This window comes from Ralstonia pickettii, assembly GCF_016466415.2.
In the GTDB taxonomy this organism is placed as follows: domain Bacteria; phylum Pseudomonadota; class Gammaproteobacteria; order Burkholderiales; family Burkholderiaceae; genus Ralstonia; species Ralstonia pickettii.
Window position 1 is genome coordinate 257,052 of record NZ_CP066771.1, and the last position, 11,779, is coordinate 268,830.

12 protein-coding genes are annotated in these 11,779 nt (G+C 61.6%); 3 read left to right on the plus strand and 9 right to left on the minus strand.

Features of this window, described 5'->3' with window-relative positions; translation table 11 throughout:
• Positions 1-495: 495 nt before the first annotated feature.
• Entirely contained in the window at positions 496-1,641 is a 1,146-nt protein-coding gene (locus tag RP6297_RS01205; protein WP_009239574.1) for an IS481 family transposase, read from the plus strand.
• A 141-nt stretch (positions 1,642-1,782) separates the two neighbouring features.
• Here RP6297_RS01205 and RP6297_RS01210 read toward each other — a convergent pair whose 3' ends face one another.
• The 4 genes from RP6297_RS01210 to RP6297_RS01225 all read right to left on the minus strand — a co-directional run bounded on the left by RP6297_RS01210 (position 1,783) and on the right by RP6297_RS01225 (position 5,876).
• Complete coding sequence (locus RP6297_RS01210; RefSeq protein ID WP_037027699.1) at positions 1,783-2,586, minus strand: ABC transporter ATP-binding protein; 804 nt, start codon at positions 2,584-2,586, stop codon at positions 1,783-1,785.
• 18 nt (positions 2,587-2,604) lie between these two features.
• Entirely contained in the window at positions 2,605-3,456 is an 852-nt protein-coding gene (gene ntrB / locus RP6297_RS01215; protein ID WP_037027701.1) for a nitrate ABC transporter permease, read from the minus strand.
• Positions 3,457-3,511: 55 nt separating this feature from the next.
• Positions 3,512-4,792: a CmpA/NrtA family ABC transporter substrate-binding protein gene (locus RP6297_RS01220; RefSeq protein WP_037027702.1), complete on the minus strand. Its 1,281-nt coding sequence runs from the start codon at positions 4,790-4,792 to the stop codon at positions 3,512-3,514.
• Between the two features lie 445 nt (positions 4,793-5,237).
• Positions 5,238-5,876, minus strand: coding sequence for an ANTAR domain-containing response regulator (locus tag RP6297_RS01225; RefSeq protein WP_009239194.1), 639 nt, complete (start codon positions 5,874-5,876; stop codon positions 5,238-5,240).
• 147 nt (positions 5,877-6,023) lie between these two features.
• Between RP6297_RS01225 and RP6297_RS01230 the strand changes: the two genes are divergently transcribed.
• Both RP6297_RS01230 and maiA read left to right on the plus strand, forming a co-directional pair.
• Positions 6,024-6,725: a fumarylacetoacetate hydrolase family protein gene (locus tag RP6297_RS01230; protein WP_037027704.1), complete on the plus strand. Its 702-nt coding sequence runs from the start codon at positions 6,024-6,026 to the stop codon at positions 6,723-6,725.
• A gap of 26 nt (positions 6,726-6,751) precedes the next feature.
• Positions 6,752-7,396, plus strand: coding sequence for a maleylacetoacetate isomerase (gene maiA / locus RP6297_RS01235; protein ID WP_012761075.1), 645 nt, complete (start codon positions 6,752-6,754; stop codon positions 7,394-7,396).
• A gap of 76 nt (positions 7,397-7,472) precedes the next feature.
• Here the strand turns inward: maiA and RP6297_RS01240 are convergent, their stop codons facing one another.
• The 5 genes from RP6297_RS01240 to RP6297_RS01260 all read right to left on the minus strand — a co-directional run bounded on the left by RP6297_RS01240 (position 7,473) and on the right by RP6297_RS01260 (position 11,695).
• Positions 7,473-7,982, minus strand: coding sequence for a hypothetical protein (locus RP6297_RS01240; protein ID WP_144243999.1), 510 nt, complete (start codon positions 7,980-7,982; stop codon positions 7,473-7,475).
• Between the two features lie 19 nt (positions 7,983-8,001).
• Positions 8,002-9,152, minus strand: a protein-coding gene (locus RP6297_RS01245; RefSeq protein WP_086003189.1) for an IS3 family transposase whose coding sequence is annotated in 2 segments (ribosomal slippage) — positions 8,002-8,906 and positions 8,906-9,152 — 1,152 coding nt in all. Because the reading frame shifts where the segments join, the coding sequence is not laid out codon by codon here.
• Positions 9,153-10,157: 1,005 nt separating this feature from the next.
• Positions 10,158-10,724: a hypothetical protein gene (locus RP6297_RS01250; protein WP_051917719.1), complete on the minus strand. Its 567-nt coding sequence runs from the start codon at positions 10,722-10,724 to the stop codon at positions 10,158-10,160.
• Positions 10,725-10,727: 3 nt separating this feature from the next.
• A complete protein-coding gene (locus RP6297_RS01255; protein WP_144243998.1) occupies positions 10,728-11,321 on the minus strand; it encodes a PAAR domain-containing protein in 594 nt (197 codons plus the stop codon).
• An 11-nt stretch (positions 11,322-11,332) separates the two neighbouring features.
• On the minus strand, positions 11,333-11,695 hold the full coding sequence (locus tag RP6297_RS01260; RefSeq protein WP_037027693.1) for a PAAR domain-containing protein: 363 nt from the start codon (positions 11,693-11,695) through the stop codon (positions 11,333-11,335).
• Between the last annotated feature and the right edge of the window lie 84 nt (positions 11,696-11,779).

Here is an 11,779-nt window from a genome sequence, read left to right on the forward strand (position 1 = left end):
TTCTGTAACCGGGCGGAGAAGGAGGCAAACTCGCTGCGCTCAGACAGGCCTCCTTCTTTTTTCCGCCCGCTTACACAAATTCAAGGCGCCATCTAGGGCAGGAACGTCAACGGCCACACCGTTGGCGTGCCGATGTGAGCGCTGAAACTCGCGCTCAGTGCAGAGCGATGGACGACGAACGACGGACACCGAACGACGGGTTCGGCCTGTAACACGAAGTGGCGCGCTGGCAAAAGATGGTGTGCTTTTCCCTTGCCCTAGATGGCGCCTTGAATTTCTGTCGCAGGGAGGAAAAAGAGGGGAGGCCTGTCTGAGCGAAGCGAGTTTGCCTCCCATCCCTCCCTGCGACAGAAATTCAAGGAGTCTTTCGCCATCTCGGGCGCGCCTTTCTTTGCTTACTTTCTTTGGCAAGATGTATGGACCGGGGACATAGGTGACAGGTGTGCGAGGACATGGTTGACACTTTGAGCGGCACATTCGCTCGGAGGTCAGGCCATGCCCTGGAGCACACGAGACACCATGAGCCTTCGTCAGGAATTCGTTCTATTGGCCCGGCAGGAAGGCTGTAACCGGCGCGAGCTGTGTCGGCGGTTCGGCATCAGCCCGCAAACCGGCTACAAGTGGCTGGCTCGTTACGTTGAGTCGGGGGACGCCGGACTGGCTGACCGGACGCGCCGTCCCTCGCACAGCCCGATGCGTACCGAGGCCGAGCTTGAACAGGCCGTCATCGCGTTACGCCAGCAGCATCCTGCGTGGGGCGGGCGCAAGATCAGCCGCCGCTTGGCCGACTTGGGCTGGAGTGATGTACCGGCGCCCAGCACCGTGACCTCCATCCTGCATCGGTATGGGTTGATTGCACCCGAAGCCTCAGACGCCTCCACGCCCTGGCAGCGCTTTGAGCACGCTGAACCGAACCAACTCTGGCAGATGGATTTCAAGGGCGGGTTCGCGTTGGCCGACGGCCAGCGCTGCTCGCCGCTGACCGTGATCGACGATCACTCCCGCTTCAACCTGGTGCTGGCGGCCTGCACGCAGACGCAGAGCGCGGTCGTGCAGCGTCACTTGCGCCAGGCCTTCGAGCGCTATGGGCTGCCGCTGCGCATCAACGCCGATAACGGCGCACCTTGGGGCAGTCCCACCCGGCCGGGGCAACTCACGGGCCTGGGCGTCTGGCTCATCCGCCTCGGTGTGCGCCTGAGCTACAGCCGCCCCGCCCACCCGCAGACCAACGGCAAGGACGAGCGCTTCCACCGCACGCTCAAGGCCGAGGCCCTGGCCGGGCGCTACTTCGCCTCTTGCGACGCGGTCCAGCACGCGCTGGATGCTTGGCGCACCGTCTATAACTGCGAGCGCCCGCACCAGGCCATCGACCTGGCCACGCCCATCACACGCTACCGGCCCAGCCCGCGACCGTATCCGTCTACGTTGGCACCGATCGAGTACAGCCCGCAGGACATCGTCCTCAACGTCGGATGGAATGGGGAGCTACGCTTCAGGAGTTGGCGCTTCAAGCTCTCCAATGCCCTGCACGGCTTGCCGGTGGCATTGCGCCCCGACCCTAAACACAGGGATCAATTCGATCTGTACTTCGTTCACCAACACCTTGGCCGTATCGATCTGAACCTGCCCGATGACTGCTGACATGTGTCAACCATGTCCTCGCACACCTGTCACCTATGTCCCCGGTCCATACAGCAAGACAAAGAAAGTGAGTCGGCCCCGGCAGGGGACGAAACAGAGGCCAACCACCAACGTCAAAACCAACAAGCAAAACACAAAAATTCAGGCCGCCTCCGCCACCGGATGCCTCTGCTTCCGATACAGAAAATCCAACACCGCCGTCCGGCAAGCGCGATAAGTCGGATCCTCCGCCAACGCCATCCGATCCCGCGGCCGCGGCAAATCCACCGTCAACACTTCGCCAATCGTGGCAGCCGGCCCATTCGTCATCATCACGATGCGATCCGCCAGCAGCACCGCTTCATCCACATCGTGGGTCACCATCACCACCGTGCTGCCGGTCGCCGCCACGATCTTCAGCAGCTCGTCCTGCAGATGCGCCCGCGTGAGTGCATCCAGCGCGCCAAAGGGCTCATCCATCAGCAGCACCTTCGGCTCCATGGACAACGCCCGCGCAATGCCCACGCGCTGCTTCATCCCGCCCGAGATTTCATGCGGATGCTTCTGCTCGGCATGTGTGAGCCCCACCAACGCCAGCGCCGCATGCGTACGTTCACGCAGTTGTGACTTCGCCTCGGTTTTGCCGAAGACGCGCTCGACGGCGAGATACACGTTGTCAAAGCACGTGAGCCACGGCAGCAGCGAATGGTTCTGAAACACCACCGCGCGATCCGGCCCCGGCCCGGCAATCTCCCGCTCGGCCAGAATCAACCCACCCGTGGTCGGTCGCGTGAGGCCGGCAATGAGATTGAGCAACGTCGACTTACCGCAGCCCGAGTGTCCGATGAGCGCGATGCACTCACCGTGCGCCACCGTCAGGTCGATATCGCGCAGGGCGACGAACGGACCGCGCTTGGTCTTGAACGTCTGCCCGACGTTTTCAATGCGCAAGAATTTGTCTGTCATGGCGCTCCCCCAATGTCCTCAAACCGCGTCGTACGAGAAGCGCCGCGCAATCGCCAGCAGCGCATGCTCGAGCAGCAAGCCCACCACACCAATCACGAAGATGGCGATGACGATGTGCTCGACCTTCAGGTTGTTCCACTCATCCCACAGCCAGAAGCCGATGCCGACGCCGCCGGTGAGCATCTCCGCCGCCACGATCACCAGCCATGCCGTGCCGATGGACAGCCGCACGCCCGTCAGCATGTACGGCAGCACGGCGGGAAACAGCACGCGCGTGAACACCTTCCATTCGGAGAGATTCAGCACACGGGCCACGTTCAGGTAGTCCTGCGGCACGCGCGTCACGCCCACGGCAGTGTTGATCACCATCGGCCAGATCGAGCAGATGAAGATCGCCCAGATGGCCGCCGGGTTGGCCGATTTGAACAGCAGCAGCCCGATCGGCAGCCACGCCAGCGGCGACACCGGCCGCAGCAGGCTGATGATGGGCGAGGCCATCGCATTGAGAAACGCAAAGCGCCCGATGAGGAAGCCCGCCGGAATGCCGACAACTGCCGCCATGCCGAAGCCCGCTCCCACGCGCGCCAGCGACGCCAAGACGTTCCAGCCCACACCCTGGTCATTCGGGCCATTGCGATAGAACGGATCGGCAAACAAGGCGACCGCTGCTTTCCACGTCACCGCCGGTGTCGGCAATGCGGGGATGGCCGTGGCAATGCCCTGCCACGCCAGCACGAAGATCACCAAGCCCAGAACGGGCGGAAAGCCGCGCACCACGGCAGCGACAAACCAGTCGCGTGCAACGAACCGGCGATGCTCCGGGGCGGCGTCGGACTGCACGCCAGACAACGTTTTGACGAGCGTGTTCATGTCGGGCTCCATCGATGTGAGGGACCGCAATCAAAAATTCGGAAGGCCGGAGGCGTCAGGCTTTCAGCTTGAAGCCGTCTGCATATGCGGCGGGGTTCTTCGCATCCCACACCACGCCGTCGATCAACTTGGCCGTGCGCATGTCGCTCTTGGGCAGCGGCGTGCCGGTAGCGGTTGCCGCCTGCTTGAAGATGTCGATGCGGTTGACCTGCTTGGCGACGGCCAGGTAATCCGGATGCGCCTTCAACAGGCCCCAGCGCTTGTGCTGCGTGAGGAACCACATGCCGTCCGACAAGTACGGGAAGTTGACCGCGCCGTCGTGATAGAAGCGCATCGGGTCGGGGTCGTCCCACGTCTTGCCCAGGCCATTGGTGTAGCGGCCCAGCATGCGGTCGAGAATGATGTCCATGTCGGTGTTGACGTACGACTTGGCGGCGACGGTCTCGGCCGTCTTGCGTCGGTTCGACGCCGACGCATCGATGAACTTGCCGGCTTCCAGCACCGCGGCCGTGAGGGCACGAGCGGTGTTCGGATACTTCTGCACGAACTCCGCCGTGGTGCCGAGCACCTTCTCGGGGTGGTCTTTCCAGATGGCCTGTGTTGTCTCGGCGGTAAAGCCGATGTTGTCCGCAATCGCGCGGGCACCCCACGGCTCGCCCACGCAGTAGCCATCCATGTTGCCGACGCGCATGTTGGCCACCATCTGCGGCGGCGGCACGGTGATCGCCTTCGCTTCCTGCAGCGGGTGGATGCCGTGCGCGGCCAGCCAGTAATACAGCCACATCGCATGCGTGCCGGTCGGGAAGGTCTGCGCGAACACATATTCGCGCTTGTCTTTCGCCATCACGGCCTTCAACGACGCACCATCCTTGACGCCCGCTTCCTTGAGCTTGGACGACAGCGTGATCGCCTGGCCGTTGTTGTTGAGCGTCATCAGCACGGCCATGTCTTTTTTGGGGCCGCCAATGCCGAGTTGCACGCCGTAGATCAGGCCGTACAGCACGTGCGCCGCATCCAGATCGCCCGACACGAGCTTGTCGCGTACGCCGGCCCACGAGGCTTCTTTCGACGGCGTGATCTTGATGCCGTACTTCTTGTCGATGCCGAGCGTGGACGACATGACCACCGAGGCACAGTCCGTGAGCGGGATGAAGCCGACCTTCAACTCCGTCTTCTCGGGCGCATCGGAACCGGCGGCCCAGGCACCGGCACGCACCAGCGGATCGATCAATGCCACGGCACTGCCTCCTGCAATCGTCGCCGCGGCTTTCATGATGCTGCGGCGCTTCGGGTTGATCGGGTTGACGAGAGCGTCGGTCTTGTCTGGCGCGGCCATCCATGGCTCCAAAGAAAAAGCGTCCCGACGCGCGACCGCCGCCCATCCGAAAGAGGGGCGCGCTGCCGTGCATCGGGACGCCGTTGTCCCGTGCCGGTACCCACGTTGGCACCGGCTTCGCAGCGACACTTGCAAGGGGTATGCCAACGTTGAGCGATGCATGCTGGCGTTCCGAGTTCCGATCTCCACGCGCCGAGCTTTTTTCTCGGCGTTCCGAGTTCAGAACTCGGCGCGCGAGGCTTTCAGCTCGGCGGTTGAGGCTCGGAACTCGGCACGCGAGGCTTTTAGCTCGGCGGTTGAGGCTCGGAACTCGGCGCGTGAGGCTTTTAGCTCGGCGGTTGGGGCTCGGAACTCGGCGTGCGAGGTTCGGGACGCCGCGCGCGACTGGTGCGTTTCCAGCGCCGGAGTTGTGCGGCGCACCAAAACTGGGCGGCGGCCCGACCGCTCAGCCAGCCATCACATCGATCACGCGTTGTGCGGCTTCCACCAGCTTGATGTTGCGATCCATCGCCATCTTGCGCAGGCGCTTGAAGGCGTCGTCTTCCGACAGGTTCATCTGCTTCATGAGCATGCCCTTGGCGCGCTCCAGGACCTTGCGCTCGGCGAGTTGCGTCTTGGCGGTGTCCAGCTCGGCACGCAACTCACGCTCGTGTTCGAAGCGGGCATAGGCAACGTCCAGCACGGCCTTCACACGCGTGGGCTTGATGCCGTCGACGATGTAGGCGGTGATGCCGGCGGCAAACGCCGTCTTGATGCGCGTGGCGTCGTCGTTGTCGGTGAACAGCACGATGGGGCGTGGAGCATGCTGCGTGGCCACGCAGACGTGCTCGATGGTGTCGCGCGCGGCCGATTCGGAGGCGACGATCACCATGTCCGGCTGGGTCTCGGCGATGCGCTCGGGCAGCGTCAGGTCGGCATCCGCCAAGCCGACGTCCACGAAGCCGGCCTCGGCCAGCCCGGCGCGGATCAGCTCCAGATTGATCTGTTCGGCGTCGAGCGGATCGCGCACCAGCAGCACGCGCATCGGCGCGGCCGGGTGGTTGGCAGCGGGCGGGGCGGATGGGGTGGGCGGTTTCGCTTGCATGGTGCAAAGTGGGGCAGGGTGCACGTCGCTTATGCAAGAACCGCGCCGGGGCGGTGCGGGTGTATCCTCGCAAACTCGTCGGTCGCCGGGGGGCGGTGGCCGCAGTTTCCTACCTGTTCCAATCCAGCTTAGTCCGAGGAGACCCGCATGACCGAATTCGTCGTCACCCCGCCCGCCGTCAATGGCATTCCCGTGCGTGGCGGGCATGGCCAGTTTCCGGTGCGCCGTGTGTACTGCGTCGGCCGCAACTACGCCGCCCACGCGCGCGAGATGGGTTCCGACCCCGATCGCGAACCGCCGTTCTTCTTCTGCAAGCCGGCCGACGCCGTGCGCTACGTTGCCGACGGCGAGACCGGCCAGTTCGTCTACCCGACTGAAACCAAGGATTGCCACTACGAGATCGAACTTGTGGTTGCCATCGGCACGGGCGGGCGCGACATCGCCGTGGAAACGGCAGCCAACCATGTCTACGGTTACGCCATCGGCCTGGACATGACGCGCCGCGACCTGCAGAACGCTGCCAAGAAGGGCGGCCGCCCGTGGGAGACCGGCAAGGCGTTCGACGGCTCGGCCCCCATCGGCCCGATCGTGCCGGCCAAGGATGTGGCCCACCCGGACAAGGGCGCCGTGACGCTGTCGGTCAACGGCCGCGAACACCAGCGCGGTGATCTGTCGGACCTGATCTGGTCGGTGCCGGAAACCATTGCGTATCTGTCGCGCCTGTTCGAACTGCGCCCGGGCGATCTGATCTACACCGGCACGCCCGAAGGCGTCGGCCCGGTCGTCGTCGGCGACCTGATGGTCGGCAAGATCGACGGCGTGGGCGAGCTGCACGTGAAGGTGATTTGATAGACCCGCTAGAAGAGTCAGAAGCCATGTCGATCAAGCTGTACAACTATTTCCGCAGTTCGGCGTCATTCCGCGTGCGTATTGCCCTGGAGGTCAAGGGCCTGCCGTACGACTACGCGCCGGTCCACCTGCTCAAGGGCGAGCAACTGGCCCCCGACTTCGTCAAGCTGAACCCCGATGCGCTGGTGCCCGTGCTGTGCGATGGCAACGACGTGCTGAACCAGTCTTTGGCCATCGTCGAGTATCTGGAAGAGACGCATCCCGAGCCCACGCTGCTGCCGGGTTCGGCGAGTAATCGCGCGCACATCCGCGCGATTGCGCTGGCGATCGCATGCGAGATCCATCCGCTGAACAATCCGCGCGTGCTGAAGTATCTGAAGCACACGTTCAACGTGGAAGAAGAGGCGCGCAACGAGTGGTATCGCCACTGGGTAAAGCTGGGGTTTGCAGCGTTGGAGACGCGGCTGTCACAGTCGCCACTCACGGGCGCCTACTGCGTTGGCGACACGCCGACGCTGGCCGACGTGTGCCTCGTGCCGCAGGTGTTCAACGGCAAGCGGTTTGATGTGGCGGTGGAGGATTACCCGACGCTTGCGCGCATCTTTGAGCACTGCATGGCGCAGGAGGCGTTTCAGAGGGCTGCGCCTGCGGTGCAGCCGGATGCGGCGTGATTGGGATGTGGGGCGTCGCGGTGGCGGCGCCTTTTTTTCCATCGGACATCCAACCCTAGGAACAAAAGTCAGTTCGCTAGTTGTTGATGGAGATGATCTTGATCGTCGGCTTACTTCGGCCTCGTTCCGTGATGCCGCTGATCCAAACCTCGCCGTTCCCGATCATGATGCCCCGGTAGCTCACGAACACATCCTCAAATCGTTGCGCTTCGATCGCGGCCTTCACGCGTTGGTTGAAGATCGACGGGTACGCCTTTCTAAATGCTGCCGGCGTCGCGATGCTGCTTGCTCGGTCTAGAGCATGGATGCGCAAGGGGTATTGGACGAGCCGGCTGAGGGCAGTCTTGTCATCGCGCTTGGTCGCGTCCTTCAAGCAGTCAAAGAATAGTTTTGCCTCGTCAAAGTCCAAGCCAGCTTGTTCATTCAACGCTCTACGAAACACATTTTCTGCCGAACGCGATGGAACGGAAAGTGAGGTTTCAGCTTGATAGCTCGGCTTGCCGGTAAGCACGTGCGGGCAGTTGGCGTACGTTGTGCCGGGCGGCATTGCAAAAGACAGGGCTGTGATTGCTTGCAAATAGAGCAAGTGAATCGCCCCGACTTTCCTAGACACCCACGAGCCGTGGGGAATGGCGTTGTTCGAACTCTACCGGCGATAGTCCGTTGGCGCTCGAATGGCGCCGTGTTGGGTTGTAGAACATCTCGATGTAGTTGAAGACGTCGGACTTGGCCTCCTGCCGTGTGGCATAGATCTGTCGGCGCACCCGCTCGCGTTTGAGCAACTGGAAGAAGCTCTCCGCCACGGCGTTGTCGTGGCAGTTGCCGCGCCGGCTCATGCTGCACAGCAGGTTGTGCTCGCGCAGGAAGCTTTGCCAGGTGTGGCCGGTGAACTGACACCCCTGATCCGAGTGAATCAGCACCTGCTGGTGCGGGCGGCGCCGCCACAGCGCCATCAGCAAGGCATCCAGCGCCAACTGGGTATCGATGCGCTGCCCCATGGACCACCCGACGACCATGCGTGACCACAGGTCGATGACCACGCTCAGGTACAGCCAGCCTTCGTGTGTACGGATATAGGTGATATCGGTCACCCAGGACTGGTTCGGAGCGTCGACTGTGAACTGCCGCTGCAGATGATTGGGGGCGACCACCGCCGGCTTGCCGGCACGCCCGGCAGGGCGTCGGCGGTAGCCTGATTGAGAACGCAATCCCTCGGCCTTGAGCAGCCGCGCCACGCGGTGTTTGCCGCAGCGCTCACCCAAGTCGCGCATGTCCAGGGTGAGCTTGCGATAGCCATAGACCCCGCCGCTCTCCAACCACGCCTGCTTGAGTAGTCCAAGCAGGCGCTGGTCGTCCTTCGCACGCGGGCTCAAGGGCTGCGCCTGCCACGCGTAATAACCGCTGGGATGCACCGCCATCGCTTTGCACAGACGGCGCACGCTGTATTGACCCGCGTGCGCCTTGATGAAGGCGTACCTCACCCGGACTGCTTGGCAAAGTACGCTGCGGCCTTTTTTAGGATGTCGCGCTCCTCGGTCACCCGTTTGAGCTCGGCCTTGAGCCTACGTACCTCCTCGGATTGCGATACCTGCCCTTGCGGCTCTGCCACGGGCTGGCGTCGCTGTTTGATCCACTGGTACAGGCTGTGCTGGCTCACGCCTAACCGCTGCGCGACCTCGGCCACGCTGTGGCCTCTGTCCAAGACCTGATTGACCGCCTCAACCTTGAATTCTTCGGTGTATCTCTGCGCACTCATCGCAACTCCTGTCTAACCTCTAGTTTGAGGCTCACAGGTGTCTACTGGGGCCGGGGCGATTCAAAGGGATGGGGGCGCAGAGCCATAGCCAATGTTTGGAGGGGCGTCGTCGTTTCCTTCTGCGGCGCCGCCCGTCTGTCGAAAAGTTGAAAGTCACCAATCAGCGGGTACGTTGGTGGGGTCTTTGGACCATTCGGCGTACCCGACCGGCGACGTGCTCGTATGGATTCGGCGTAGCACGATGCGTTGAGATTGAATGGCGCTCTCCGCGTCATAACCGCTTCGATGTACGAGGCGACCTTTTACAGCGCTGGCGCCGATCGTGCCGGCAAACTCGAATAGATCTCGTGATGGGCGCCCTTGCGGACCTGAGCTTCGGCTGAACTCAGTGCCAGTCGACAACTTTGCCCGAAATCTGATGGCGCTTGTCGAAGGGATGATCTGAGCGTTATCGATGATGCCGCACGGCGTTTCGATCCCGGTCGACACGCACAGCTTTCCGAAGATCCGTTTCCCCTCACGGTAAAGATCAAGGCTATACCCCTCAGTATGTGGGTCGTCTGTACTCCCTACAGTGCGCTGGTTAGAGAAGGAACCAAGATGCTGAGTAATCGTCGGCGCTGCTGCTGAAGATGCGCCCATGAAAATGATCACGGCAAGTAGAAGCGAGCGCACTTCACAATCAGTCCGGTGACGACGACGTGGAGTGCTGCGCAGCGCCAGATCTGATACGGGCTGGCTGGATATCAAAATTCTGCCTGTCGATGACCCAGCCACGCCCATTCTTGCACTGAATCTCGGTGTGGAGATAGACCTTCATGACCACGCTGCGCAGTGGGGTGCATGTGTCGCCGGGCACCAAGGTGAACAAGACCCGGTCTTCGGTGTCCTCTTCTGAAGCATAGGCGGAGGTACTTTGCTTCGCTGTCCACACTGCAGCTGCATGTTCTCTTGAGCATGCGGTGGCTACCAGGGCATTCAGTAGAAGCATTGGGACAGAAATCCTCATGGACTCTCCTTGGCGTAAAACCGTTTTTCCTTGACTCGCTTCGAGCGAGACAAACCAACAGCAATGTCTTCGGGGCTCACCATGCCAAAGGCTGACCAACGGGGGTCATAGGCAACGATCCCCACCAAGTTCAGCACGTCAGCCACATTCGACGAGCAGCTGTTGTCAAGGAGGCTATAACCGTGCTTGACCGGATCTCGACTGGTCACCGCGACTCTGCGTTTCAGTTCGACTTCGATCTTGCTTTTTTCGTCTGGCGATACGCGAAGAACGTAGCCTATGGAGTTGCGAAAGCTCTGTTGGGTGGTCACATATTGTGCATAGGTCTTTTTGGAGTCATAGCCATCATGCGCACGAGAATATGTAACTCCATTAACGATGATCGCAACATGGCCGAACTGTGATCCGCGACTGATCAGTCTGGAGTCACTTACGATCACCTCAACGCTATCGGTTTGAGCAAGGACTTTCTTTGCTTCTGTGTCGTTGGCGGGAGTGGTGGTGATATTTCCGACGAGGCGATATTTCACTCCGTCCGGAGAAACATGAATCTGGTCGGACATGGGTTAGCCTGCAAGATAGATTTGCACACGTTCAGCAGTCGCTACGGAAGAGAGCAGATGGGTACGACCGCGATCGTCCGTTTCGCCGTACTCAAAAAGGCCGTTTTCTCGCCTGATTGCGTACGCGCTGCGTGGCAAGGGACGGGCGTTTGCATCGCACAAAACAAATCGATCGTCGAATTGGTGTGTGGCGGAGGCGATGACGCTTGCAGTTGGACAAGCCGCTTGCGATGTGTTCAGTAGGAATTGCTCATCGAAGATCGGGGTTTGTGCGCTTGATTGGGACTGAGCATCGGATGCATTCATCCGATTCACCGCAACCCGAAACTTATCCGTCGAAGCAATGGCGCGAGGGGGATTGGCGCATTTGCAGAAGATCCACGCACCTTGAATGGCGAGCTGGCGACCGCTCGGAAGCCCGAACGCTGGGTAGGCGTCATTGACTAGGTAGCCCATGGATTTGCAGGCTGGGCAAGTTGCCAGATCCCCTTCCGCAGCCACCTCTTTGCCGTGGAACCGCATCCTGCCGGTGGCAATGATGGCGCCACCCGTCGTTGTTAAGTCACCATGTCTGAGGCCGGGGCGCATGTCTTCCATGATCGGCCCTCTCAGATCACGCTGTTGGTCGCCGGCTCCGGACGGTACGCCGGGTCAAGCAGGCCGATGATGGGCGCGTCCGCCGGTTCATCGAAAGTTAGGGCCGTGATTGGCGATGAAACAATGGTGTCGCCGTTGCTTAGTGGGCTGCCAATGATGGCAGCAGGCCGGTCATCGCCCACTAGTGCAATGCCTGCACCCGCAGTAATGACGGCCGTGCTGCCGTCTGGGTAGACAGCTTCATCGCCTACAAGCAAGAGCGTGGGTCCGCTATCTCGGATGCTGCAGGAGCCCTGAATGATCTCGCCGCCGTTGGCTGTCTTCGCGCCGTTGAACGCCGCGACGTAGACCTTGCCGGATTGTGTGTTTTGCATCTGCCATCTCCACATGAGAGCACTTCGCTGAAGTGCTCCATTGGAGCGGCGCCATGCGCTGAATCTCAATCAGACAATTCCAAT

Excerpts from the sequence above, each read along its gene's own strand:
- RP6297_RS01205 (WP_009239574.1), top strand. The coding sequence starts at position 496 with ATGCCCTGGAGCACACGAGACACCATGAGCCTTCGTCAGGAATTCGTT.
- RP6297_RS01210 (WP_037027699.1), bottom strand. The coding sequence starts at position 2,586 with ATGACAGACAAATTCTTGCGCATTGAAAACGTCGGGCAGACGTTCAAG.
- ntrB (WP_037027701.1), bottom strand. The coding sequence starts at position 3,456 with ATGAACACGCTCGTCAAAACGTTGTCTGGCGTGCAGTCCGACGCCGCC.
- RP6297_RS01220 (WP_037027702.1), bottom strand. The coding sequence starts at position 4,792 with ATGGCCGCGCCAGACAAGACCGACGCTCTCGTCAACCCGATCAACCCG.
- RP6297_RS01225 (WP_009239194.1), bottom strand. The coding sequence starts at position 5,876 with ATGCAAGCGAAACCGCCCACCCCATCCGCCCCGCCCGCTGCCAACCAC.
- RP6297_RS01230 (WP_037027704.1), top strand. The coding sequence starts at position 6,024 with ATGACCGAATTCGTCGTCACCCCGCCCGCCGTCAATGGCATTCCCGTG.
- maiA (WP_012761075.1), top strand. The coding sequence starts at position 6,752 with ATGTCGATCAAGCTGTACAACTATTTCCGCAGTTCGGCGTCATTCCGC.
- RP6297_RS01250 (WP_051917719.1), bottom strand. The coding sequence starts at position 10,724 with ATGTCCGACCAGATTCATGTTTCTCCGGACGGAGTGAAATATCGCCTC.
- RP6297_RS01255 (WP_144243998.1), bottom strand. The coding sequence starts at position 11,321 with ATGGAAGACATGCGCCCCGGCCTCAGACATGGTGACTTAACAACGACG.
- RP6297_RS01260 (WP_037027693.1), bottom strand. The coding sequence starts at position 11,695 with ATGCAAAACACACAATCCGGCAAGGTCTACGTCGCGGCGTTCAACGGC.